This window comes from Hymenobacter sp. B1770 (genome assembly GCF_049896385.1).
Taxonomy (GTDB): Bacteria; Bacteroidota; Bacteroidia; order Cytophagales; family Hymenobacteraceae; genus Hymenobacter.
Map to the genome: position 1 here is coordinate 192155 of NZ_JAFCUF010000001.1, position 24578 is coordinate 216732.

Below are 24578 nucleotides of genomic sequence, written 5' to 3' on the forward strand. Positions count from 1 at the left end.
AGTAATTGTCAGTTGCTAATTTTTAATTGTTAGTTGCTGATTTTCGGCAACTTATTCATAACCCGAGCCACTGGCTGAACCGAGTTACCATCGGCACTCAGCTCGTACACCTCCCCGCTTTCGGAGCAGGTGGCGCGGCGGTTGGCATTAAAGGTTAGGCGGTGGCCATAGGCACTCATCCAGCCCTGCGGCCGGGCGGGCGTGCCGTAGACCAGGGCATAGGCGGGCACGTCGTGCGTGACCACGCTGCCCGCACCCACAAAAGCATAGCGCCCCAGGCGCACCCCGCAGACAATGGTAGCGTTGGCCCCAATGGTCACGCCCTGTTCTAGGTAGGTGGTTTGGTACTGCCCGGCTCCCTTGCGCGGTACGGCACTACGCGGATTTTTTACGTTGGTGAACACCACAGAAGGCCCCAGAAAAACGTCGTCCTCGCAGACAACGCCGCCGTAGAGGCTCACGTTGTTCTGCACCTTCACGTTGCGGCCCAGGGTCACGCCGTCGGCCACAAACACGTTCTGCCCCAGATTGCACTGCTCCCCTAAGTCGGCGCCGGCGCAAATGTGGCAAAAGTGCCAGATGCGGCTGCCTGAGCCTATCTGGCAGCCCTCATCGAGGACGGCCGTGGGATGGGCATAATAATCAGAGGCAGGGTGGGGCATGCAAGCAGGCAGGTGGTTCAGCCCGCAAAGGTAAGCGGCAGGGCGGGGTTAGAATTACGATTCGCTTAATTAAGTAACCTAACCCGCCGATGCTTAGAACTTCACGCATACATTCTGCGCCTCAGTAAAGAAGCGCAGTGCTTCCAATCCGCCTTCCCGCCCCACACCGGAGTTTTTCATGCCGCCGAAGGGCGTGCGTAGGTCGCGGTGCAGCCAGGTGTTCACCCACACAATGCCGCTGTGCAGGGTTTGGGCCACGCGGTGCGCCCGGTTGAGGTTTGCGGTCCAGATGGTGGCCGACAGTCCGTAGTCGGTGGAATTGGCCCAGGTGATGGCTTCTTCCTCGGCATCGAAGGGCGTGAGCGTGACTACGGGGCCGAAAATCTCTTCTTGGTTGGTGCGGCAGTCGTGCGGCAGGTTTTCGAACACGGTGGGCTCTAGGAAATACCCATCGGCGCAACGCCCGGGCACAGTGGCACGCTGGCCGCCCGCCAATAGCACGCCGCCCTCCTCATGGGCTAGCTTGATGTAATCCAGCACCTTATTCAGGTGCGCTTCGCTCACAAGTGCTCCCTGCTTGGTCGTGGCGTCCAGTGGGTCGCCAATCTTCTGGGCCTCGAGTTGCTTTAGAAACTCGAATTTGAAAGCCTCATAAATCGGCCGCTCGATAAAAATACGGGAGCCGCACAGGCAAATTTGACCCTGGTTGGCAAAGCTGCTGCGGACGCTGGTAGCCACGGCAGCGGCCAAGTCGCAGTCGGCAAATACGAGGTTGGGGTTTTTGCCACCTAGCTCTAGGCTGAGTTTTTTAAACATGGGCGCCGCTGTGCGCGCCAGGTGACGTCCCGTGGCCGTGCCGCCCGTGAAGCTGATGGCCTTGATGCCCGGGTGCTCTACCATGGCCTGCCCACAACTGGGGCCCGTGCCATGAACGATGTTGAGCACGCCCGGCGGCAAGCCTGCTTCCATGCACAGCTCGCCCAGCAAAAAAGCCGTGGCTGGCGTGATTTCCGAGGGCTTGGCCACCACGCAGCACCCCACCGCCAGGGCCGGCGCAATCTTCCAGGTAAACAGGTACAGCGGCAGGTTCCAGGGCGAGATACATCCCACTACACCTATGGGATGGCGCACCGTGTAATTTAGGGCCACCCCCTCCTGCATGTGGGCCTCACTGGCAAAATGCTCGGCTGCAGTGCCAAAGAAGTGAAAATTGGAAGCGGCCCGTGGAATGTCCATCACCCGCGCCAAGCTCAGGGGCTTGCCGTTGTCTTGGCTTTCGGCGTGGGCCAAGCGTTCTAGGTTGGCGTCTATCAGGGCGGCAATGCGCACCAACAGGCGGCCGCGCTCCTCAGCCGAGCGGGCCCGCCAAGCGGGAAGGGCAGCTTCGGCGGCCATCACGGCGGCGGCTACATCAGCGGCTCCAGAATCCGGGATTTCGCCATAGACCCGGCCGGTGGCGGGCTCGATGTTATCCAGGTAGTGGCCGGATTGGGGCGGCACCAGTTGGCCGTTGATGTAATTCTGGATGCGTAGCATGGGCAGTGAATGAATAAGCGGCGCCAAAAATAGGTCCTGAGAGAAAAGCATTCCCCTCGGCTGAGCTTTGCCCTAATCGGCACGAGGCAGGGCAGCAGGATGAACCGGCGACTTAAAGCTACCTTTATGTAAGACAATATCTTACGGCTCGCTTTGCCTTAACGTTGGTCTTGACTGAAGTAGCATAAGCAAACCATATAGCCTTAAAACGCGCCGGCGCTACACCGTAGCTTGACGGGCAATCAACGGCAGCCCGCGGCAAAAGACACTAAGTTTACGTGCTTGTCACTACTCTTATGGATTTAAAAGAACTTGAGAACGGCGTCAATCCTGACGTACACTGGTACTACCAAAGCAAAAAGCTACCCCTGTTCAACTACGCCAAGGAGCTAGTGAAGCATGGCAAGCCTTTGACAATTGTGGACGTTGGCGCCGGCTCGGGTTTTTTTGCGTTGGAGTTGGAAAAGCACTACGGCGCTGGCATTTCCAAGGTATACCTGGTTGACATTGGTTATTCAGAGTCCGAAATTGCGGCTACTCGTGGACAGAAAATTGAGAAGGTCCTGGCCATTCCGCCCATCATCGAGAACGGCCTGGTACTGCTGATGGACGTACTCGAGCACCTCCCCGATGACCTGGCGATGCTAAAATCCATCAAGCAAGCCTGTGTTGGAGATAATAACCACTTTTTTATCACGGTGCCGGCTTTTCGGTCGCTTTGGAGCGGGCACGATGTATTTCTGGGCCATTATCGCCGCTACCGCATTCCAATGCTGCGCGAGGTACTGGAAAAAGCCAGCTTCCGTCAAATCAAGAATTACTACCTCTACGGCACCTTGTTTCCGCTAATCTGGACTGTACGCCGCCTCAACAACCTTCGCCAAAAAGTAGCAGCTTCAAACATGCAGCCTGCTCATCCGGTCGTCAACCGAGTGCTCCTGGGCTTAACTAGCGCCGAAATGAAGCTAGCTTCTGCCAATAAGTTGTTTGGTGTAACCTGCGTGGGGGAAGGCCGAATTTAAGCTTTCCATGCCGCACCGGCATTGGGCAACGTTTCAGGATAGAAGGGCTTCGTCGCCCTTCGCTTTTGTGGCTATTGCGCAGCAGGAAGCATTTGATAAAAGCAGCTAGTTACGCAGCCATAGCTACTAATTACCATACGCCGCAATCGTCCTTTAAGTAGCAGACAAACCCGCTTAGACTTCATCAGCAGTTGACAGCGGTCTATTATTTTCACGGTTTTAAACGCACTCGCAGTTAGCTGGCGATTAACCTTTCCTCCCTTGCACGTTCTATCCTTTGTCATTCCAGCATACAATGAGGCAGCGCGGCTAGGCAATACTCTTAAACTGGTGCTCGCCTATCTTCATGCTCAGCCTTATAGCAGTGAGGTAATTGTCGTTAACGACGGGTCTACCGATGACACGGCCTTGGTCGTCGAGTCTGTTTTTGCCTCCTATTCGTTGGGCATTCCTACTCGCTTGCTGAGCTATACCCCTAACCGGGGCAAGGGCTATGCTGTGCGCCAAGGCCTGCTGGCCGCTACGGGCACCGTTGCGCTATTTTCCGACGCCGACTTGTCGACGCCAATAACCGACCTTCCCCTGTTGCTCGACCCAATTCTGGCGGGCGATTTTGATGTAGTGTTTGGGTCCCGGGCCATGGACCGTAGCCTCATTGGGGTGCACCAGCCGTGGCTGCGGGAGCAAAGCGGCCGTTTCTTCAATCTGATAATGCAACTGGCCACCGGCCTGCCCTACTCAGACACCCAGTGCGGCTTTAAGGCGTTCCGGCTCGAGGCTTGCCGGCCCATTGTGGCCGGTGCCACCCTGGACCGCTTTGGGTTCGACGTGGAACTGCTGTACCTGGCTCACCGCGCCGGGCTGCGCCTCCGTGAGCAACCCGTACACTGGAACGATGCCACCGGCAGCAAAGTAGGCATTCTCAACGGCCTGGATGGCTTTCGGGAACTTCGACAGCTCCGCCGCCGTGCCCAGCGTGGTCTCTACGATGAAGCGCTGCGCAACACACGAGAGGGAGTGACTCCATCCAGCCGCAACTTGAAATGATAGCCTTTACTCGAATCAGGCTACGTGTACTAAGTTATGCATACGCCAAGATAGGCACTGCCCTCGCACACGTTGCTCTACGGGGCAAATAATAAAAGGTGGTGCGATAATCCTTTTAGTTTATGCCATAAAGGGCCACCGCAGGTCTGCGAAAGCTGCCTTTAGATTTAACAAATCCATGCCTGACTTTTCGCGTTCTTCCCCTATTCAGCGATGGGTAGTGCCGGCCTTTTTCACAGTGGTGCTGGCGATGGGGCTGTTGATTTTTCGCGACTATGGCTTTTCGATTGACGAGAACCAGCAGCGCGATACAGGCATGGTTTCACTAAAGCACGTGGCCCAAAAAATCGCGCCGGCCTGGGTTGCAGCAGACCGTGATTTTGACCCTTACCAAACACCGCTAGCGGAGTACTTTGATGCCGACTATGGGGTAGCATTTGAAACTCCCGTTGCGCTTCTGGAGCGCTTGCTTGGCTACAATGACATCCGGGAAAAGTTTCACCTGCGGCACTTATGCACCTTCCTGGTATGCTTTGGGGGCATCATTGCCCTTTATCAGTTAGCTGCCCGGCGTTTTCGTGATTGGCGTTTGGGGTTATTGGCGGCTGTGTGGTTGCTGCTGTCGCCCAGGCTTTTTGCCGACTTTTTCTACAACGACAAGGATGCGGTATTCATGGCTCTTTTTGTTATCGCCACGAATACCGGTGTTCGACTACTGGTTCGCCCAACCCCTGGCCGCGTCTTCTGGCACGCTTTGGCATGCGCTATTACCATTGATGTACGCATCATGGGCATTCTGCTACCAATGGCTACGCTGGGTGTGTTGGTTTGGCGCGGCGTAACAGGCGAATTGAAATGGCCGCGGGTGCTGGGCGTAAGTTTAGCTTATGGAGCTCTGACAAGTGCGCTTATCGTTCTCTTTTGGCCGTACTTATGGCCTAGCCCGCTCGAAAACTTCTTGGCCGCCTATCATAACATGAGCACTTTTCGGTGGGGCGGCACGGTGCTTTACCGAGGGAATATGACCATGGCGACCGAGTTGCCGTGGCACTATGCTCCAGTATGGATTGCCATTACCACCCCGCTCTTGTATTTGGGCTCAGGACTGCTGGGTATTGGGTTAGTGCTGCGCCAAATGGTTCGCCAGCGCTGGCGCTTATGGGCAAATGAGCAACAACTGCAAGATGTACTATTCCTCGCCCTTTGCACTGGGCCGCTGGTAGCAGTCATCGTCCTGAAATCTGTTCTCTATGATGGCTGGCGGCAGCTTTACTTTATTTACCCGCTTTTTTTATTGCTAGCCGTGCGCGGATGGGTAGCGGCACTGCACTGGAAACCCAAGTGGGCTCATTGGCCCGTGGCACTGCGCGCCGCTACCATGCTTAGTGTGGTGGTCACAGCCGCTCAAATGGTGCGCGACCATCCGTTGCAGAACGTGTACTTCAACTTATTGGCTGGCACCAATGTCGCCCAACGATTTGAAATGGATTATTGGGGGCTGGGCTACAAAGAGTCTTTGCTTTACATCACGGCCCACGATGCGCGGCCAAGCATTACGGTGTATTCGCCGCCCCCTACACCGGTGGTGATGACCCGACTTATGCTGCCCGATGGACAGCGCGAACGGCTAAAAATCGTGGATACTCCGGATGAAGCGGACTACTTCATTACGAACTACCGCTGGCACCCCGAACCGTACTCCTACCCCAATGAAATCCATCAGGTATGGGCTGATGGTCGACGCGTGCATTCGGTATTTCGGCTGCGATGGTAACGCTGCTTTTATAGCAGCAGAGCCTGCCAAGACCGTGTTTAAGTGTAATCAGTTAATTTCGGCTTTAATATCCTTACTCTCTTTTCTTTCATTCAGTTAAATGTTACCATCTCTACTTTTCTTGGCAGAACGCCGCTTTCTCCGTCTCGTAGCATCTTGCACGCTTGTGCTAGGGGCCGTGGCCTGCTCTTCTTCTAAGAAAGAGGATGTTACTCCGGAAAACCTAATTACAAAAAACGATTTTGAATCGATGGAAGGCTGGGGAGTTGTCTCCTCCTCTTTAACCACTGCGAAAGCTCACTCTGGCCGGTACTCGGTTAAAGTAGACCCCGAGACGGAATACAGCATTGGGTACACCAATAACTTGATTCGGGTATCTGACCGTAAAATCAACAAAATACACGTACATGGCTGGGTGCTTTTGAGTGGCCCCAAAGCCAAGGCCGTGATGGTTGTGCAGATTACGGACCCTGCCAAAGGCGGCCCCCCGATTTATTGGGAGGCCATGAACATCAGAGCCGAAGTCAAAACGCTCAATCACTGGACCGAAATTGATAAGGATTTTGATTTGCCCAGCACCATCAATTCCAACCAGGAACTTAAGGTGTACATGTGGCGGAACGGCCCGGAGCAGACAACTTATCTCGATGACTTGGAAATCACAAAAGGCTAAGCGCCTGGCCTCCCTCTCATCCCACCTATTGCAGCTGCGGACACGCAACACAATACTGAGTTTGCGTGTCCGCAGGATGTTAAGCGCATGGTCTTATGCCTGGTATGTTAACCCAAAAGAACAGCTCTTCCCAGCGTAGTCTGAAATGGCTGGTGCTTGCATTGGTTATACTGGAGGCTGTTCAAGTCGTATTTTTTCTCAACAGGCTTGGCGACGATGCTAGTCCGGTAGTACTGTACCTAACGGCAGTGGCGTTGTGTGTAGCGGCTGCCAAGGCGGTTCGGCATCAGCCCTGGCCAAATCTGACGCCGGTGGCAGTGCGTGGTTGGACGTGGTGGCCGGCAGCACTGGCTCTGGGCATCGGCTTGCTCTTTTGCATCCCCCTGCTCAACAGGTTATTACGCGGCACTCTTCCGCAGGACTACTCCGATATTATTCCAGCAATTACGGTCTATTGCCAGCGGTTTCTGGCGGGGGAAATGGTGCATCGCCCTCTCACCGAAAACATCGGCTACTTTCTGGAGCCGGGGTATTTACCGGCGACGTGGTTCCCTTTTATAGTGCCGGAGTACTTCCGGTTTGACTACCGCTGGATGAGCAGCTTCGTACTGCTGCTGGGGATACTTGGGTACATGGTTGTAGTGGTGCGCTTGCGCCGCTCGGCGCTCGTCACCTTCGGGCTGAGCGCACTGCCGTTGCTTTTCACCTACTGCCTGTTCGTCAAAAACTCCGAGGTTTTCACGCTTACCGTTGAGCCCCTCATCGTTGGCTATTATCTACTCTTGGTGGCTGGCATCTTGTTACCCGCGCGCCCTTTATTGGTTGCGGCCCTGATACTGTGTTTACTTTCCAGGTTTTCGTTGGTGTTTTGGGCACCTCTTTACGTGGGACTAGTGTACGTAAGCGAATCCCGGCGTTGGGCCTGGTCCATCACGGGTCTGGCGGCCGCTGGAGTGCTGGTCTTTTACGTGGTTCCGGTGCTGTCGCACGATTGGGGCCTATTCATGCGGGTGCAGAAGGTTTATACTGAAACAACGCTGGGCGAATGGAACCACTTGGACGGGCGAGGTCTGCCGATGCATCTGTTTAATGGCATTGGCCTCACTCATTTTTTCTATCAGTTCGGCCAAGGTGACTTGCTAGCGAAGCTAAACCTAGCTAAACTGGTGCATCTGGTCGCTATTGCAATCATAGTAGCCGGCGCAGCGCTGGTGTATTGGCGCCAGCAGGTGCCCCGGACAAGCTACCGGCCTTATGCCGTGATTGCCCTGAAGCTGTACCTCACCACCTTCTACGCGTTGCTGCAAGTGCCATACCTGTATCTGGCCGTAGTTGGTTTTTTCTTGTCGTTTTACTTGGTAGTGCTGGCAGTGGGTGTGGTGGAAGCGCCTGACGGCAAACCCTCGTCAATCAGTCCTACAGTGTAATGAGTACAGCTGCTTTGCAAACCGGTCGGCCTTTGGCAGAAATGGCCCATCCCAATCGGCAGTTGACCGGCAGCTATTCATTGCTGGCTTTGCTTATCATGTTCGTGCTCATGGTGCAGGCCCGGCTGTGGGCGCCGTACTGGGACACCCGCAACGTGCAAGCCATCCTTACCTGGGATGCAATGGGCTACTATCTCTATTTGCCCGCTCAATTTATCTACCACGACCTCGGGCGGCTGACCTTTATTCCCGACATCATGCGCGAATACGCGCCCAGCGGGTCGTTTTACCAAGCATTCCAAGTACCAGGCGGGCCCGAGGGCCAGCTGGTGATGAAATATGCTTGCGGGCTGGCAGTTCTGTGGACCCCTTTTTTCTGGCTGGGACACTGGGCCGCCGGTTGGTTGAGCTACCCGCAAGATGGCTTTTCAGCCCCTTATCAAATAGCCATTGCGTTTGGTGGCCTCTTGTACGGACTCATGGGCCTAGGCTTATTGCGTCGGGTACTGCTCTGGTATTTCTCTGATGCTATTACGACGGTGGTACTTGTACTGCTTGTTCTGGGTAGCAATTACTTTCAGTACGCCGTGTTTGATGCGGCCATGACGCACAGCCCGCTTTTTTCGCTATATGCATTGTTATTGTGGCTTACGGGGCTCTGGCACACAAAACCTAGTCGAATCAAAGCCGCAGGCATTGGGCTTACGCTTGGCCTCCTGGTGCTCATCAGGCCATCGGAAGTGGTGGCAGTGGTGATTCCGCTCTTGTGGGGAGTGACCGGTCTGGCTACGGCCCGTGCCAAGCTAGCCTTGGCATTGCAACGGTGGCCAGACTTGGCTCTGCTGGTGGTAGCCGGTATTGTTGGCCTTCTTCCCCAGCTACTGTATTGGAAATGGGCCACTGGCCATTTTCTTTTCTACAGCTACGGTGAACAAAAATTCAGTTTTTTGCAACCGCATGTGTACCAGGTTCTATTTAGCTACCGAAAGGGCTGGCTGATTTACTCTCCCCTCCTGCTGATGCCGCTGATAGGCTTTGTCTTTCTTTGGCGGAAGCAACGGTCCATCGCAGTCCCGATACTAACGTATTTCGTGTTGAACTTTTGGGTGGTATCGGCGTGGGATATCTGGTGGTACGGAGGCAGCTTTGGTCAACGCGCTTTGGTGCAGTCCTACGCCGCGCTAGCCTTGCCTTGGGGGGCTGCTGTGGCGTGGCTGGCAGGGCAACGCCTGCGGCTTCACATAGCGGTGGCAGTGGGCGTATTGTTGATTACGCTTAATCTGTTTCAACATTGGCAATACATGCGCTCCATCATCGACCCGGAGGAAATGAACCGACGCTACTATTGGGCAGTATTCAACAAGACAATGCCAACGCAGCTGGACTACACGCTGCTGGACGTCAAAACCCATTTGCCAAAATCAGAGCGGCACTACACCCCCCGGGTATTGAGTAAACTGGATTTTGAAAATCAGGCATCGGATTCCACAACCCATGTTTCAGCCGACCTGGGCTATTTTAGTCGCCAGTCGTATCACGCCGATGCCGCTTACGTTTATAGCCCAACCATAAGTCTTAGGCTGGCCGATGCGGGCCTCACGGCAGGCCAGTATATCCGGGCGTCATGCCGGGTCTTTTCCGATTATGGCGCCTGGGGCAATAAGTTGGTAATGACGTTGGAAAGAGATAACAAACCAGTGGTTTGGAACGGGGTTCGCCTACAAAACAACTTGAGCATCAGCCGTGCCTGGAATCACATCTACTTCGATGCCCCCCTACCCGACGACGCCCAACCCAATGATATTCTTAAAGTGTATGTGCTAAGCGAAAACAGCTCGAGCTGTTACATTGATGATATCCAGGCCGAGCTATTTGAGCCAAAGACCCAGTGGTAAGCTGCCGAAGCCAATCTGTTCTTTGCTACCTATGAATAAGCTCCTTGTGCTTGGAAATTAGGTTGCAATTAGAGGTAAGTGCTGGTAGTGACAATGGTATACATGTAGACCAACCCATTGACAGCGCTCAGGGCAACAGCTACAATTAGAGCACCCTGTCGTAACCGTTCCGATTTGGTGACGGGTTGCCAATTCAAGATGTCGAAAGCTATAACCCAGTACAAAAGGTGGTTTGCGGCTATTACCTGCCATGTGAAATTACCGTGCCCTGCCCGTTCGCCGGTTTCATACACCAGCATAAACTGTATGAATGCCAAGACGGTGCACCCAAGGGCCAGCCGATGTGCAGGGTATTGCAGCCAAACCGGGCGCAGCATGTAGGCCAACAGTGGCAAAGCAAATGAACCCACTGCTAGCATGAAGCTTTTCCAGGCAGTCAACTCCGGTAAGAACTGTTTCCATCCGGCCGGAAAGCCCAGTGCAAATTCTGCTTTTCCGTAAATCATCACCTCCGGATGCGCGCTAAGCCACCAAGCTTGTCCAATGATGAGCAGCAATACAGGAGCCAGCGCTATTAGTAAGCTCACTACCGTTTTGCCGTAAGATTTACGATTGATTTGCAGCAGTTTCAACAATCCGTATGCAGGCACAAATGCAAAAGCATAGCTGGGCTTACACAATGCGCCGCCTACCAGCACCCACCCCAGCAATACATCAATCCATAGGCTACTGGCCATACCCGCTCGCAATTGCCGCAGCCCTAAGCCAAACGCTGCGACCGAAAAGGGCATTGCGCTAATCAAGGTTGAGTTGTGATAGACATTGGGTGGCAACAAGCCCACATAGTTATCAGGCGAGCCGATAAGGGAGCTTACTGTTGGGGGGAATAAAAAACAGGCTACTACTGCCGCCCCAATGGCTGCTGGGGCTCCAATTCGCCCGCTAGAAGCAGAAGGCATAACAGATGAAGTACTGTGCCAGTCTATTAAGCAGTTTCCGACCCAGACAGTCAGATAAACAGATGCCCCCCAGCAGCCTCCCAATACCACGGTTGCTGCACGCAACAGGCGCTCACTATCACAACTCCGACCTGATAGTAGCCAAGTCAGCCAATGAAACCCTGGATTCGCTGGCCAGGCAAAGGCCTTAGCACACACATTACCAATAAATTCAATATGCCCCTGTACATCTGTCTCGACCCGTGCATCGAGCAGCAGCCACGAGTAGTAACGGGTCATTGCAATGGCCACCAAAACTCCGATGGCAAACCACAGCCAATGCCATCGGGCACGGGACACGGAGATATGAGCAGCTGGCAAAACAACTTCTTGCACTGGAAAGACGGTAGATGGAAAGTAAATTATTTAAACAATAGGAAGCTAGCTGTAAGAGGCACCTTTCTAAAGCACTTACTTTAGAACTAGCAATGCTAAGCTACTGTCCCAGAAGCCCGTACTTAATGATGCAGTAGATGGCCCGGAAGCCATCGCGCCAGCCAATCTTCTTGCCCTCAGCATAGGTGCGGCCGTAGTAGCTGATGCCCACTTCGTACACGCGCACGTCTTTCACCCGGGCTACTTTAGCGGTTACTTCGGGCTCGAAGCCGAAGCGCTTCTCTTCCAGCGTCAGGCCCTGAATGATGTCGCGCCGGAATAATTTGTAGCACGTCTCCATGTCGGTCAGGTTCAGGTCCGTCACCATGTTCGAAAGAAAGGTGAGGATGTTGTTGCCGATGCTGTGCCAAAAGAACAAGATGCGATGCGGATTGCCACCCATGAAACGGGAGCCATAAACAACGTCGGCAAAGCCTTTCAAAATGGGCTTAATCAGCAGGTTGTATTCGTCGGGGTCGTATTCGAGGTCGGCGTCCTGAATGATGACGTAGTTGCCGGTGGCCTCACGAATGCCGGTGTGCAGCGCGGCGCCTTTGCCTTGGTTCACGGCGTGCTCGAGCAGGCGCAAACCCATTTCGGGGTGGCGCGCGGCATACGCCCGAATGGTATCGCCCGAGCCGTCGGTCGAGCAGTCATTCACCAGGATAATCTCCTTGCCGATATTATTTACCAGTTTTAGCTCGCGCAGCAAATCCAGAATCTGGTGGATGGTGCGGGCCTCGTTATAAACCGGTATGACAATGGAGAGCGTATCGAATTTTACCACAAGTGAAAAGCTGGGCGCTGCTACAAAGCAACAAAAGTAATTTTATTGCCGCATGAATGGTCGATTCCGTTCCCTCCTCAAAGAGCTCCCGTGCGGCCGCCATCGACAGGCACGCTGGTTCCGTTGATGTAGCCCGCGGCCGGCGAGGCCAGAAAGGCCACCGCCGCCGCTACTTCCTCGGCCAACCCGAAGCGCCGCGCCGGAATCAGCTTCAGCATGTCGGCTTCGATGGCCTCAGCCGATTGCCCTGTCTGGGCTGTTTTCTTTTTGATGAGCGAGGTGTGGCGCTGGGTGAGGGTGGCGCCTGGTAGCACGTTGTTTACCGTGATGCCGAGCGGGCCCAACTCGTTGGCCAGGGTTTTGGCCCAGCTGGCCACAGCTCCGCGGATGGTGTTGCTCACGCCTAGGCCCGGCAACGGCACTTTAACCGAGGTGCTCACGATGTTGATGATGCGCCCGAAACCGGCCGCCTGCATGCCCGGCACCACGGCTTGAGCCAGGAGATGGTTGGCAATAAGGTGCTGCTCGAAAGCCGCTCGGAAATCGGCGGGCGTAGCCGAAAGCAAGGGGCCGCCGGGAGGGCCGCCCGTGTTGTTGACCAAAATATCGAAGCCCACGCCTGCCTTGCTCAGGTACTCGCGCACGGTGGCGGCCAGGGCTTCGGGCGCGGTAAAGTCGGCCACCAAGTAATTGTGGTGGGCGTTGCCGGGGGTAGGCAGGGCAGTGACGGCTTCGCGCAGGCGCTCTTCGTTGCGGGCCAGCAGCGTAACGGCGCATCCACGCTCAGCCAGCAACTGGGCCACGGCGCGGCCGATGCCTTGGGTAGAGCCGCCTATTAGGGCTCGGTAGGGGGCAAGGTATGTTGCGGTATGCATACGAAAAAGAGGAGCAGAGAATGAAGAGATAATCGACCGACCCACGCGGGCACCGAGCGACTTGCGCGCAAAAGTGCGAAATTGGCACTCCATTTCCAGTCCGGCCGCAAAACAAACACCCCGCTGCCTATTCCTTCTACCGGCCTGCGCTCCAATCGCTACATCTCGTTCTAATGCTTACTGCGCTCTCAACTCCGGCACCCCTGCTTCAGCTGAAAGAAACCCACGTGCCGTTCACCTTTGGGCAATGCTTGGCGGGCGTGGTGGCGTGGTGCGGCTTGCTGGTGGGAGCAGTATTAGCCCTAAACGCCGTATTTCCTGCTAGCTGGCACCTGACACAAAGCGCCTTCAGCAACTGGGACGCGGAACATTATCTATATATCAGGCTGCACGGCTACGATGAAATGCGGACCGCATTTTTTCCGCTTTTCCCCTATCTGTGGCGTTGGCTGAACGTTTCGCCCGTGGCCATGGGGCTGCTCAATCTGGCCTTGTTCGCGGTGAGCTTTGCCGCGTTGGCTTGGCAGTTTCAATGGCCTTGGCGCACGCAGCTGGTGTTGCTCAGCGTACCGTCGCTCATGTTTATGGCCCTGCCCTTTAGCGAGGCGGTATTCTTTGCTAGCGGGACGGCATTGCTGCTCGGGCTGCGCCGACAGCTGCCGTGGCTGTATTGCCTGGGCCTGCTGCTGAGTTGCACGTGCCGGGCGGCCGCGTTCGTAATACTGCCGGCAGTGGCCGCAACTTTTTTGCTGGCCCATCCGCCCCGCCTACGGCATGTTGGCACAGCACTGACCGCGACCGCAGCGACCTTGTTGGGCCTGGGCATCAGCATGCTGGTGCATAAGTCCTACACCGGGCAATGGCTTTCGGTATTCAAGGCACAACGTTTCTGGGACAATCATCTGCAGTGGCCCACGCTACCCCTCCGCAACTGGGCCGGCTCCTTTCCCACCCGTTTCGAAGCGCCCCCGTTTCTGATTGGCCTGGGCTGCGCAGTAGGCTTGGTCTGGCTGGCATGGCGCCACTGGCGCCAGCCACTACCAACAGTGGCCCAACCGATTATATTCGCGCTGGCCTATCTAGGCGGGGTGACGTTTATTACCGTGGCTACCCGGGGGGGCGTACTGGTGAGCCTGAGTCGTTACATCTACGCGACGCCCTATTTTTTGCTACTGCTGGCAGAGTTCAAGGGCCGGGTCCGGCTGTCGAGCCGTCAGCTTGTCATCTTGTTTTTGCTGATGGAAGCCGCGTGGCTGGCGTTGTTTGGGGCCTATATGCACATTCGTAGCGTGCTAGGGTACACGGCCGTCAGTGCCGTAGTGATGCTATGGCTGCTCAATGCTCATCAGCAGCCACTGGTGCGTCGGTGGGCGTCGTTGCCCACGATGCTGGTCGGCACGGGGCTGTTGCTTTACCTGCTGATGCGCTTCTTAGCGCACGAGTGGGTGGCTTAAATCATGCCGCTCGTCCGGCCCCGATTCCTTACCTGCAAGTGAATTTTATCCCACCACTCTTCTAACCTCAATCGTCTTACGCCATGCCCATCACTCGCCCTTTCAACATCCAGGCCTGGATTGACGAACACCGCCATTTGTTGAAGCCCCCGGTGGGCAACCAGCAGGTGTTCAAGGGCAACAAAGATTTTATCGTGATGGTGGTAGGTGGCCCCAACGCCCGCAAGGACTACCACGTCGACGCGGGCGAGGAGCTATTCTGGCAGATTGAGGGTACAATGACCGTCAAAATCATTGAGGACGGCCAGCCGGTAGACATCACCATTGGCCCGGGTGAGATGTTTTTGCTGCCACCCAACGTGCCCCACTCCCCACGCCGCCCGGCCGGCACCGTGGGTCTGGTACTGGAGCGCTACCGCGACGCCGGCGAGGCCGACGGCTTTCAGTGGTACTGCGAAAACTGTGGCAACAAGCTCTACGAAGAGTTCGCTGCAATCACAGACATCGTGGCCCAGCTACCGCCCATCATGAACGCCTTTTGGCAGGACGATGAGAAGCGCACCTGCAAACAGTGCGGCACCTACATGGAGGCGCCGGCGCCCCCCGTGGCCAGCTAGGGTTTATGCGTGCTACATTATGCATGAGACTCTTGGCTAGCCGTCGTGTTTTCTGGGCGCCTACGTGCACGGCGGCCCGGCCAATGGGTCTTTGCGGCTCCGCCAGCAAATAACAGGGACAAATGGTCCGCCCTCGGCGTTCTGCACTTGCCTGAACCACTGGCAAACCTGCCAGTATGCAGACGGCATTTTGCCTTACGAGCGCAATACCGCCGAGCTTTACTGGCGAAACTCCTTCCATACCTCGCTCTAGCGCTAGCGGTGCTTGCTTCCAATACGCCCTAAAACGTAACAGCAGCTACAGCCCGCGCAACGCCCACCCCGCATCCCACCCTGTGCTTTCCATCGACATCCACACCCACATTCTGCCCGAGCGCTGGCCCGACTTAGCGGACCGCTACGGTTACGGGGGCTTCATTCGGCTGGAGCACCACAAGCCATGTTGCGCCCGCATGATGCAAGACGACAAGTTCTTCCGGGAAGTGCAGGACAATTGCTGGGACCCGGCCGTGCGGCTGCGCGAGTACGACCAGTTTGGCGTGCAAGTGCAGGTGCTGAGCACCGTGCCGGTCATGTTCAGCTACTGGGCCAAGCCTGCCGACTGCCTCGACCTGAGCCAGCTGCTCAACGACCACATTGCGGGCGTGGTGCAGCGCTACCCAACCCGCTACGTGGGCCTGGGCACCCTGCCCATGCAGGCACCGGCCCTGGCCATCAAGGAGCTAGAGCGCTGCATGAAAATTGGCTTGGCGGGCGTACAGATCGGTTCCCACATCAACGATTGGAACCTCGACCAGCCCGAGCTGTTTGAGGTCTTCGCCGCGGCGGCCGAGTTGGGCGCCTGCGTGTTTGTGCACCCCTGGGACATGATGGCCCAGCAGAAAATGCCCAAATACTGGCTGCCCTGGCTGGTGGGCATGCCCGCCGAAAGCACCCTGGCCCTGTGCTCGCTGATATTTGGCGGCGTGCTGGAGCGCCTGCCCAAGCTGCGCGTGGCCGTGGCGCACGGCGGGGGCTCGTTTGCCAGCACCATTGGCCGCATCGAGCACGGCTGGCACGTGCGCCCCGACCTTTGCGCCATCGACAACCCCCACAACCCGCGCACTTACCTGGGCAAGTTTTGGGTCGACTCGCTGGTGCACGACCCGCTGATGCTCGATTACCTGGTGAAAACCTTGGGCGCTGATAAAATCACGCTGGGCACCGACTATCCGTTCCCGCTGGGCGAGCTGGAACCGGGCCAGCTCATCAGGTCCATGCCGTTTTCCGACGAACTCAAGGCCCAAATGCTGGGCCAGAATGCCCTCGACTGGCTGGGTCTGGCCAAGGAGCGGTTTGCCAGCGCCCCTTCACTACTAACGGGCTATTAGCCGCAGCAGGCCCGAATCTTTCCGGCGAACTAGAACTGAGCCCGCTGCCTACCGCCGATATTTGCGATTCATGAACGACGTTTCTCCCACTCTTTCTGCGGCCCAGCTCGATGCGGCCGACCCGCTGGCTGCTTTCCGCCAAGAGTTCCACATTCCTCCGGGGCCCGACGGCCAGCCGTGCACTTACCTCTGCGGCAACTCGCTGGGCCTGCAGCCCAAAGCTGCTCGTGCGGCCGTAGAGCAGGAGTTCGACGCTTGGGAGCGGCTGGGCGTGGAAGGCCACTTCCACGGCACCTCGCCCTGGATGCACTACCACGAAACCCTCGCCGCAGGCTCGGCGGCTTTGGTGGGTGCCCGGTCCCTCGAAGTGGTGGTAATGAACAACCTAACCGTGAACCTGCACCTGCTGCTGGTTTCGTTTTACCGCCCCACGGCCTCGCGCTACAAGATTTTGATGGAAGGCGGTGCGTTTCCTTCTGACCAGTACGCCATTGAGAGCCAGGCCCGTCTGCACGGCCTGGACCCCGCCGAGGTGATTGTGGAGCTGGTGCCGCGCCCCGGCGAGCACACCCTGCGCACCGAAGACATTGAGGCCACCATTCAGGAACTGGGCGACTCGCTGGCCACCGTTCTCATCGGCGGCGTAAACTACTACACGGGGCAGGCATTCGACATGGCCGCCATCACGCGGGCGGGCCATGCGGTGGGCGCCCTGGTTGGCTTCGACCTAGCCCACGCGGCCGGCAACCTCGAAATGCACCTGCACGACTGGGACGTGGACTTCGCCTGCTGGTGCTCCTATAAATACCTTAACTCCGGGCCCGGCGGTGCCTCGGGCGTGTTTGTGCACGAGCGGTTTGCTCACCGCCCCGACCTTGTGCGGTTGGCCGGCTGGTGGGGGCACGACCCTTCCGACCGATTTCAAATGAAAAAAGGCTTCCGGCCCATGGCCGGAGCAGCCGGCTGGCAGCTGTCGAACGCCCAGATTTTCCCCATGGCCATTCACCGCGCCAGCCTCGACCTAGTGGAGCGGGCCGGCGGCATGGCCGCCCTGCGCCGCAAGAGCGAACAGCTGACGGGCTACCTCGAAGCCCTCATCAACGAGCTAGCACTGCCCACCTCGCAGCTGGAAATCATTACCCCTGCCGACCCCGCCCAGCGCGGCTGCCAGCTCTCCATCCTGGTGCACCAGCGGGGGCGCGAGCTGTTCGACTACCTAGCCAGCCGCGGCATCATTGCCGACTGGCGGGAACCCAACGTCATTCGCCTGGCACCCGTACCGCTTTATAATTCGTTTGAGGACGTGTGGCGGGTAACCGAGGCGATACAGAAATTTACGGCGACCAGTACGCACTGAATAGCACCTCGTTGACGCCCTCTCCCCCCAATACTCCCTGATAACTGCTAACTGTCAACTGAAACCCATGGAAGATTACGCCGCCAAGATGCTGCTCAAGTCCGACGCGGCCCTGCGCGAATACGTGACCGGCCATGCCCAGTACCGCGAGGCTGCCGTGCTCGCGGCTCTCGATGAGCTGCGCCGCCGCGGTCAGCCGGCCCCCGAAGAAGCGGCCCTGCGCCCCAGCCTGGAAGAAGCTGCAGCTGCCCAGCTGGCCCTTGAGAAAGCCGCCGCTGCCGAACGCGAGCAAGCGGCCATTGCAGCCGACCCAGTTGCCGCCGAGGCTACGGGTCCGGCACTCTACTCGCCCATCACCATCGTGCTGTTCTCGATACCGTTTACGTTCATCGCCGGGGGCATTTTGTTGGGCCTGAACCTGTGGCGGCTTGACCGCAAACGCGCACTGCTCGGGCTGGTGTTGTTTCTACTAGCCTACATCGTGTTGGGAGCAGTGGCCCTGAACTGGGCCCTGCCGCGCTACGGCATGAGCCAGTGGTATGGTCCGCTGTTTAACCTGCCTGCTATTCTGGTATATGTGCTTTGGTTCTGGCCCCGGAACGTGGGCTCCCTCAACTACCGCAGTCGGAGCTGGCTGCCGCCGCTGCTAGTGTGCTTCGCGCTGGTGTTTGGTCTCCAGAAGCTAAGCAACTACCTCATACAGAAGCAACCCAAGGAAGTGCGCGAGCAAATGGAAAAGATGATGCCCAAGTAGCGGTGGGCGCAGGCGACCGGGCTTATTCTTTGTAGCGAATAGAGAGCACCTCTATCCCGAAGGCCCTTACCACGTGCACTTCTTTGCCCAAGCTGGCAGGGTAAGGGCCCGAATGCGTTCGGTAGACCCCTAAGAAGTACTGCCCTTCTCCGCTGCCACCTATCCGAAAACGGGCCCGGTCGGCGGGCTTCATGATGGTGAGATTGTTGTGAATAAGGCCATTTATATTGCTCGTCACGTTGAGTTGCGGGGACGCGTCGTGTTGCGCAATCCATTTTAAGCCCTCGCGATAAGACAGGCCCCAGTAGTCTCGCTCAAATAGCCGGGCAACGGTAGCTGCATTTGCTGTAAACAGCCGGTCAGGGGTTGTCCCTGATGCGCACCCCTCCTGCCATGGCCCTCGACCCACTATACCTTCCGCAAGCCGATTTGCTTTTTGACCCGGCGTTCCTATCCGCAACCGAAGCCGAGGAACTACTGGTCGTGCTCACGACCAAGGTCGTCTGGGAGCAGCGCAACATTCGCATTTTTGGCCAGGAAATGCCGCAACCCCGCCTTACCGCCTGGTACGGCGACCCAGCGGCCCGCTACACCTACTCGGGCCTGACCTGGAATCCGCTGCCGTGGCCGCAGCCCTTGCTCACCCTTCGCCAGCGTGTTGAAGCGGCTACCCAAACATCCTTCAATAGCGCGCTGCTGAACTATTACCGCGACGGCCGCGACAGCATGGGCTGGCACGCCGACCATGAGCCCGAGCTGGGCACGGCTCCCACCATCGCCTCCCTCAGCCTGGGTGCGACGCGCCGCTTCCGCCTGCGCCCCAAGGCCGGGTTAGCGCACTCGCCCCTGGGCGTGGAGCTGCCCTCCGGCAGCTTGCTCCTGATGCGGGCCCCCACCCAGCAGCACTGGCAGCACGCCCTGCCCAAAACCGCTCGTTCCGTTGGCCCGCGGCTAAACCTGACCTTCCGTTGGGTAGGGCCCCGACCCTAGGCTCGCCCAGCAATCAAAAACCCCAGCCTTGTGCAGGCTGGGGTTTTCTTTATCGAGCTTCGTTTCGCCTATTTGATGTCGAATAGCAATCCGAAGTAGCCAATGCGGCCAATGCTGGGGGCCCCGTATACCTGCAGGTTTTGTGCATTCAGCAGGTTGGTGCCGCCCACTTGCAGGGTAGTGTGCAGGTTCTTGAGCGTGTAGCCCACCTGCCCGTCGAGGGTCTGGGCCACGGGCACGGTGCCAATGGCGAAGGTCGACTCATAAAGGAAGGCTTCGGCCCAGCGGTAGTTCACGTTGTAGCTCAGCTTGCGCTCCAAAGTTTGGCCGTCAATGCCCAGGTTGAACTTGTGGCGGGGCGTGTTGAAGAACGACTGCGTGCCTTCCTTAAACTCCTTCGTGAGGAGGTCGTTGAAGCTGTAGTTGCTAGTCACGGTCAGGGCGGGAGCAAAGGCGTAGGTAGCGGTGATGCCCGCACCATGGCTTTGCACGCGCTGGTCTACGTTGGCCGCAATCTGAATGACGCGGGTAGAGAAGGCCGGGTTCTGGAAGCGGCTGCCAGCGGCAGCGCCAATTTCCGCATTGGTAGGCTTGCTGCCGTCAATGTTGCCGATAAAGTTTTGGGTAGCAATGAAGTTATTGTAGGCACTGTAGAAGTAGTCTACGTCGATGTACAACTTCTTCACCAGCTGGGCACGGTAGCCGACCTCGTAGCTGTTCACCTCTTCCAGTTTTAGGGCTGGAGCGCTGTAGTCGTAGGTGGCCAATTCGGCGCTGCGGGCCGGCGACAAAACGCCGGGGTCGGTGGAGAGTTTACCCCCCAGGGCGGTGGTGTAGCCGCGGAAACCGCCGCGCACGTTGCCCAGCAAAATGGCCCGGCTCACGTCGAGGCGGATGTACTGGTCGTTTTGCGTGGGAGCCCGGAAAGCGCGGCTAAAGCTGGCGCGGAAGTTATGTTGCTTATCAGCACCAGCCGAGTACACGGCCGAGAAACGAGGCGAAAACGCGTTGCCAAAGTTCTGGAAACGGTCGACGCGGCCAGCCGCAGCCAGCTTCAGGTGGTCGTCAAGCAAGGTTTTGCTGGCCTGGGCGTAGGCACCGTACTCGTAGTTGAGGATGCGGTCGCCGTCTCTTCTGTCTTCAAACAAACTGCCGTCGGAGCCCAACAGAAACTGGCGGTAGGCCGCGCCCATGGTTACATCGGCAAAGTTGTTCCGGTAGGTATACTGGCCGCTGCCTTCGTTCAGCACCGAGCGAATGACGAGGCGGGCGCCCTTGCCCGGCGTCGGGTCGTGAATAATCTGGTTGCGAGCGGTGGTAAATTCTTCCGTGCCGGGGCGAAGCAGAGGGGCATTGGTATTGGCGAAGGAGCGCGCCGCCTGGGCAGCAGCTTCCGCGTTGTTACCGTTAGCAGCAAAAGCTTGGTTGTAGGCGGCCGCGTATGTACCAAAATAGCGCTCGGCGTAGGTGCCGGGGCGCGTGCCGCCGCTGCCATTGGGTACGTTAAAGCCGGGGGCAACCTGCGTTTGCAGGAAGGCGCCCAAGAAGCCCAGGTTGTAGGAACCGTCGGTCTGCGGGTCGCGGCCAGCCGAGAAGTCGCGCGTTGTGAAGGCCCGCACAAACCAGTTGCGACCCTCTAGCTGCACGCGGCCCTGGTGGGCGCCGCTATTCAAGAAGCGGTAGCGGCTGGCGCTTTGGTAGGTGGTGCTTGCCTCGGTGAACTTGTAATCGACAGTGGCTTTGATGCGATTGGTCAACAGCACCGCCAAGCTGGGCGCTACCTTAAAAGAGCTGGTTCTATCGTCACCAGCCAGCAGCTCGGCTTCGCTGTAGCCGGGCAGGAACACTGTTTTGCCCGCCAGGGCGCCACCGGAAGCGGTAAAGGTGTTGCCGATATCGCCGTAGCGGCTCACGGCATCGTAGCCCAAGTTGGAGCCGACAGGGTTGTTGCCGGGCTCAATCAGTGACGACGTAGCCGCTTCGTTATTGGGCAGAAATTCTTTGGCACGCACGGCACCGCCTGAAATTTTGAAGGCCACTCGCTCGCCGAATTTTACGGCGTAGCGCAGTTGGCCATCCAGCAGGTCGCGGGTGCCGCCACGCAGGCGCATGGTCAGGCCCTGGTCGCGGAAGGGGTCTTTGGAGTTGGTGAGCAACACGCCGTTGAAGGCGTTGGCGCCGTAGAGGGCCGAGGCTGGGCCGTGCACAATTTCCACGCTGGCCACGTCGAGCACCGGCGTGCCCAACAGGTTGCCGAAGTTGCTGCTGAGGCTAGGAACCTGGGTGTCCATGTAGTCGGCCAGCTGAATTACGCGCTCCGAACGCGAGGAGTTGAAGCCACGCGTGCTGAAGCTGGTGGTGAGCATGCTCGAGCTGCTGATGTCGATGCCCTTGAACCGGGCCAGACCGGCCACCAAGTCGGGCGTAGTGATTTGCTCCACCTGACGCTGGTTGAGCTTTTCTACTGTCACCGGCACCTGCCCAATGTTTTCTTCTACACGGGAAGCTGCTACCACCACTTGGTCGAGCATGGCACTGGGCCGAAGCGTGACGATGAGAGCATTATCGGGCTCGCTTAGCGGCACTTCCTGGCTTTCAAAGCCAACGAAAGACACATACAGGACTACGGGCGCCTTGGAAAAATCCGATTTTACCTGAAACTGCCCTTCCTCGTTGGTACCTCCCCCGGTGTAGGTTCCCTTAATGAAAACGGTAGCGCCCGGCAGGGGCGTACCTGCCTCGGTTTGCACCGTCCCGCTGATGGCTTGAGTGGCTTGTGCCCAAGCTCCCAGAGGGAACAAGAAGCATAAAATAAAAAGAAAGTAATGTTGCCGCATACGTGAAAAATTAAAAAACTAGGCTGCAAACCTACCATTTATATTTCACAACAAGCCAATAAGATTTAACAACAGGAAATATATTTTATGTAATTACTTGTTTTTAAGAGCGTTAATACATAATGCCCGGATGTCCCAGAAGCTGTGGGTCGCCATGTTCACCTACCATAAAACCACCTATGTGCAGCACCTTGGTTACTGGCGGTAATTGAATGATTGCGGGAGCAGCATAACGCCAGGCAGCCGCGTTTGTAGTTTGATGAGCAAACCCGTCCAAGGGTAGCACCACTGACAACGCGCGTCGGCTAGCCGCGCGATACCGCCACCGAACAGAGCCCGTCCGTTGGTGCCGGAATCGAAATTGCATCATGGCTAAAAGTGGTTTTGTTATAATCCATTCAAAGGTCACGTAATGAGGTCCTCAATTATATATTCCGGTGAAACTGGGTTTCGGCTCGGCAAACATCCGCCTTCACCCGACGAATCAATTTGGGAAAGTCATTCCTAGAACTGGAATGCCCAATTGAACTGCATTTCACCGTTCGAGCGTCTGGTGCGTAGTAGCTTCGCTGCTTCACTTTTTTAGTCTATGAGCACCACACCTGCCTCGCCTATGCCCGCTGCCGAATCCCTTACCGTGATGGGTGCAGGCCTGGTGGGGTCTTTACTGTCGTTGTACCTCGCTCGGCGCGGGCATCTGGTGCAAGTGTATGAGCGCCGGGCCGACCCTCGCCGGGCTGGGTTTCAGGAAGGCCGTTCCATCAACCTGGCGCTGTCGGACCGTGGCTGGCGGGCTCTGGAAGGCGTGGGCGTAGCCGATGACATCCGCCAAGTGGGCATTCCGATGACTGGCCGGGTAATGCACGACCCGCAGGGCAACCTCACGCGCCAACCCTACGGGCAAGCCGGCCAAGCCATTTACTCCGTCAACCGCGGCCACCTCAACCGACGCCTGCTCGACCTGGCCGATGCCCACCCCAATGTGCAGCTGAGCTTTAGCCAGCAGTGCCTGCACATCGACCTGAAAAAGCAGAACCTTCACCTCCTCGACACCGCCACCCAGCAGGAGCACACCGAGCATTATACTCGCCTGTTCGGCACAGATGGTGCTTTCTCGGCGGTGCGCGGCGCCCTGCAGAAAACCGACCGCTACGACTACTCGCAGGACTACCTGGAGTACGGCTACAAGGAGCTCACCATTGCGGCCGGCCCCGATGGCGCCTGGCAAATGGAGAAAAATGCCTTGCACATCTGGCCCCGTGGGCAGTACCTGATGATTGCGCTGCCCAATCTCGACGGTTCCTTTAACTGTACGCTTTTTTTTCCTTATGAAGGCGTCGAGAGCTTCGCGGCTCTGCAAACCCCGGCGGACGTCAGCGCTTTCTTCGACCGAGTGTTTCCCGATGCCGTGCCGCTGATGCCCGCGCTCACGCAGGAGTTTTTTGAACATCCCACCGGCTCGCTGGTCACGATTCGCTGCTACCCGTGGAAGTACAACGACGACGTGCTGCTGCTCGGCGATGCCTCGCACGCCATTGTGCCCTTTTATGGGCAGGGCATGAACGCCGGCTTTGAAGACTGCAGCGTGCTCAACGACCTGCTCGAGCAGCACGGCGATGCCAACTGGGCCACCATTTTCAACGAGTTTCAAACCCAGCGCAAGCCCAATGCCGATGCCATGGCCGACCTGGCCCTCTACAACTTCGCCGAAATGCGCGACCGAGTAGCCGACCCGCGCTTTCTGCTGCAAAAGAAAATTGAGGCCAAAATAGCCAGTCAGTACCCCGGGCGCTGGACGCCGCTGTACTCGCAGGTCACGTTTTCGCACACCCCCTACGCCGAGGCCTGGGCCGCGGGCCAACGGCAGGATGCCATCATGGCCCGCCTCATGGCCCACATTCAAACCGAAGCCGATTTTGACCAGCCCGCGGTGCAGGAGCTGGTGCAACAGGAAATGGGAGCGCAGTAAAACAGCTACTTATTGGCTCGTCATTGCCCTAGCTTAAGCTAAGTGGTGGTGGCCGGCCTAAGGGAAGGGCGCGGGCTTGCGGTAAATTTTTGGAGAGCAAATGGTTAATTTATAGCGGCGGGCGATTTAACCTGACCGTCGCCATATTTGTGCCTAACA

The 24578-nt window shown here is 57.3% G+C and carries 20 protein-coding genes; 13 read left to right on the forward strand and 7 right to left on the reverse strand.

The window, feature by feature from the left end; genetic code table 11:
* Positions 1-29: 29 nt before the first annotated feature.
* Positions 30-662, reverse strand: coding sequence for an acyltransferase (locus ACP7AJ_RS00705; RefSeq protein ID WP_426058264.1), 633 nt, complete (start codon positions 660-662; stop codon positions 30-32).
* A 93-nt stretch (positions 663-755) separates the two neighbouring features.
* A complete protein-coding gene (locus ACP7AJ_RS00710; RefSeq protein ID WP_426058265.1) occupies positions 756-2249 on the reverse strand; it encodes an aldehyde dehydrogenase in 1494 nt (497 codons plus the stop codon).
* A gap of 245 nt (positions 2250-2494) precedes the next feature.
* Between ACP7AJ_RS00710 and ACP7AJ_RS00715 the strand changes: the two genes are divergently transcribed.
* The 6 genes from ACP7AJ_RS00715 (at position 2495) to ACP7AJ_RS00740 (ending at position 10036) form a co-directional block, all read left to right on the forward strand.
* A complete protein-coding gene (locus tag ACP7AJ_RS00715) occupies positions 2495-3220 on the forward strand; it encodes a class I SAM-dependent methyltransferase (protein WP_426058266.1) in 726 nt (241 codons plus the stop codon).
* A gap of 261 nt (positions 3221-3481) precedes the next feature.
* Positions 3482-4267, forward strand: coding sequence for a dolichyl-phosphate beta-glucosyltransferase (locus tag ACP7AJ_RS00720; protein ID WP_426058267.1), 786 nt, complete (start codon positions 3482-3484; stop codon positions 4265-4267).
* Positions 4268-4445: 178 nt separating this feature from the next.
* Positions 4446-6041: a hypothetical protein gene (locus ACP7AJ_RS00725; RefSeq protein ID WP_426058268.1), complete on the forward strand. Its 1596-nt coding sequence runs from the start codon at positions 4446-4448 to the stop codon at positions 6039-6041.
* A 100-nt stretch (positions 6042-6141) separates the two neighbouring features.
* Positions 6142-6714 (forward strand): carbohydrate binding domain-containing protein, encoded by a 573-nt coding sequence (locus tag ACP7AJ_RS00730; RefSeq protein WP_426058269.1) that lies wholly within the window; start codon positions 6142-6144, stop codon positions 6712-6714.
* Positions 6715-7025: 311 nt separating this feature from the next.
* Positions 7026-8141 (forward strand): hypothetical protein, encoded by a 1116-nt coding sequence (locus tag ACP7AJ_RS00735; protein WP_426058270.1) that lies wholly within the window; start codon positions 7026-7028, stop codon positions 8139-8141.
* A gap of 182 nt (positions 8142-8323) precedes the next feature.
* The gene (locus ACP7AJ_RS00740) at positions 8324-10036 is read left to right on the forward strand and encodes a hypothetical protein (protein WP_426058271.1); all 1713 of its coding nucleotides are present in this window, start codon (positions 8324-8326) and stop codon (positions 10034-10036) included.
* A 68-nt stretch (positions 10037-10104) separates the two neighbouring features.
* On the opposite strand, the gene ACP7AJ_RS00745 is transcribed toward ACP7AJ_RS00740, so the two are convergent.
* The 3 genes from ACP7AJ_RS00745 to ACP7AJ_RS00755 form a co-directional block, all read right to left on the reverse strand.
* Complete coding sequence (locus tag ACP7AJ_RS00745; RefSeq protein ID WP_426058272.1) at positions 10105-11370, reverse strand: hypothetical protein; 1266 nt, start codon at positions 11368-11370, stop codon at positions 10105-10107.
* Between the two features lie 100 nt (positions 11371-11470).
* Entirely contained in the window at positions 11471-12196 is a 726-nt protein-coding gene (locus ACP7AJ_RS00750; protein ID WP_426058273.1) for a glycosyltransferase family 2 protein, read from the reverse strand.
* A 77-nt stretch (positions 12197-12273) separates the two neighbouring features.
* Positions 12274-13071, reverse strand: a complete 798-nt coding sequence (locus ACP7AJ_RS00755; protein WP_426058274.1) for an SDR family oxidoreductase — start codon at positions 13069-13071, stop codon at positions 12274-12276.
* Between the two features lie 173 nt (positions 13072-13244).
* On the opposite strand from ACP7AJ_RS00755, the gene ACP7AJ_RS00760 reads away from it, so the two are divergent.
* The 5 genes from ACP7AJ_RS00760 to ACP7AJ_RS00780 all read left to right on the forward strand — a co-directional run bounded on the left by ACP7AJ_RS00760 (position 13245) and on the right by ACP7AJ_RS00780 (position 18623).
* A complete protein-coding gene (locus tag ACP7AJ_RS00760; protein WP_426058275.1) occupies positions 13245-14525 on the forward strand; it encodes a hypothetical protein in 1281 nt (426 codons plus the stop codon).
* Between the two features lie 83 nt (positions 14526-14608).
* Positions 14609-15142 carry a 3-hydroxyanthranilate 3,4-dioxygenase gene (locus ACP7AJ_RS00765; RefSeq protein ID WP_426058276.1) on the forward strand — a complete coding sequence of 178 codons (534 nt, stop codon included), beginning with the start codon at positions 14609-14611 and terminating at the stop codon, positions 15140-15142.
* A gap of 335 nt (positions 15143-15477) precedes the next feature.
* On the forward strand, positions 15478-16512 hold the full coding sequence (locus ACP7AJ_RS00770) for an amidohydrolase family protein (protein ID WP_426058277.1): 1035 nt from the start codon (positions 15478-15480) through the stop codon (positions 16510-16512).
* A 70-nt stretch (positions 16513-16582) separates the two neighbouring features.
* Complete coding sequence (gene kynU, locus ACP7AJ_RS00775) at positions 16583-17869, forward strand: kynureninase (protein ID WP_426058278.1); 1287 nt, start codon at positions 16583-16585, stop codon at positions 17867-17869.
* 67 nt (positions 17870-17936) lie between these two features.
* Positions 17937-18623, forward strand: coding sequence for a hypothetical protein (locus tag ACP7AJ_RS00780; protein ID WP_426058279.1), 687 nt, complete (start codon positions 17937-17939; stop codon positions 18621-18623).
* 22 nt (positions 18624-18645) lie between these two features.
* Here the strand turns inward: ACP7AJ_RS00780 and ACP7AJ_RS00785 are convergent, their stop codons facing one another.
* Positions 18646-18861, reverse strand: a complete 216-nt coding sequence (locus tag ACP7AJ_RS00785) for a hypothetical protein (RefSeq protein WP_426058280.1) — start codon at positions 18859-18861, stop codon at positions 18646-18648.
* A gap of 137 nt (positions 18862-18998) precedes the next feature.
* Between ACP7AJ_RS00785 and ACP7AJ_RS00790 the strand changes: the two genes are divergently transcribed.
* Positions 18999-19613 carry an alpha-ketoglutarate-dependent dioxygenase AlkB family protein gene (locus ACP7AJ_RS00790; protein ID WP_426058281.1) on the forward strand — a complete coding sequence of 205 codons (615 nt, stop codon included), beginning with the start codon at positions 18999-19001 and terminating at the stop codon, positions 19611-19613.
* A 68-nt stretch (positions 19614-19681) separates the two neighbouring features.
* Here the strand turns inward: ACP7AJ_RS00790 and ACP7AJ_RS00795 are convergent, their stop codons facing one another.
* On the reverse strand, positions 19682-22414 hold the full coding sequence (locus ACP7AJ_RS00795; protein WP_426058282.1) for a TonB-dependent receptor: 2733 nt from the start codon (positions 22412-22414) through the stop codon (positions 19682-19684).
* Between the two features lie 625 nt (positions 22415-23039).
* Between ACP7AJ_RS00795 and ACP7AJ_RS00800 the strand changes: the two genes are divergently transcribed.
* A complete protein-coding gene (locus ACP7AJ_RS00800) occupies positions 23040-24419 on the forward strand; it encodes an FAD-dependent oxidoreductase (protein WP_426058283.1) in 1380 nt (459 codons plus the stop codon).
* The last annotated feature ends 159 nt before the right edge of the window (positions 24420-24578 follow it).

What these genes read in the sequence shown, in the direction of transcription:
- ACP7AJ_RS00755 (WP_426058274.1), bottom strand. Translation starts at nt 13,071, where the DNA reads ATGCATACCGCAACATACCTTGCCCCCTACCGAGCCCTAATAGGCGGC.
- ACP7AJ_RS00705 (WP_426058264.1), bottom strand. Translation starts at nt 662, where the DNA reads ATGCCCCACCCTGCCTCTGATTATTATGCCCATCCCACGGCCGTCCTC.
- ACP7AJ_RS00800 (WP_426058283.1), top strand. Translation starts at nt 23,040, where the DNA reads ATGAGCACCACACCTGCCTCGCCTATGCCCGCTGCCGAATCCCTTACC.
- ACP7AJ_RS00780 (WP_426058279.1), top strand. Translation starts at nt 17,937, where the DNA reads ATGGAAGATTACGCCGCCAAGATGCTGCTCAAGTCCGACGCGGCCCTG.
- kynU (WP_426058278.1), top strand. Translation starts at nt 16,583, where the DNA reads ATGAACGACGTTTCTCCCACTCTTTCTGCGGCCCAGCTCGATGCGGCC.
- ACP7AJ_RS00715 (WP_426058266.1), top strand. Translation starts at nt 2,495, where the DNA reads ATGGATTTAAAAGAACTTGAGAACGGCGTCAATCCTGACGTACACTGG.
- ACP7AJ_RS00765 (WP_426058276.1), top strand. Translation starts at nt 14,609, where the DNA reads ATGCCCATCACTCGCCCTTTCAACATCCAGGCCTGGATTGACGAACAC.
- ACP7AJ_RS00725 (WP_426058268.1), top strand. Translation starts at nt 4,446, where the DNA reads ATGCCTGACTTTTCGCGTTCTTCCCCTATTCAGCGATGGGTAGTGCCG.
- ACP7AJ_RS00790 (WP_426058281.1), top strand. Translation starts at nt 18,999, where the DNA reads ATGCGCACCCCTCCTGCCATGGCCCTCGACCCACTATACCTTCCGCAA.
- ACP7AJ_RS00760 (WP_426058275.1), top strand. Translation starts at nt 13,245, where the DNA reads ATGCTTACTGCGCTCTCAACTCCGGCACCCCTGCTTCAGCTGAAAGAA.
- ACP7AJ_RS00730 (WP_426058269.1), top strand. Translation starts at nt 6,142, where the DNA reads ATGTTACCATCTCTACTTTTCTTGGCAGAACGCCGCTTTCTCCGTCTC.
- ACP7AJ_RS00740 (WP_426058271.1), top strand. Translation starts at nt 8,324, where the DNA reads ATGGGCTACTATCTCTATTTGCCCGCTCAATTTATCTACCACGACCTC.
- ACP7AJ_RS00710 (WP_426058265.1), bottom strand. Translation starts at nt 2,249, where the DNA reads ATGCTTTTCTCTCAGGACCTATTTTTGGCGCCGCTTATTCATTCACTG.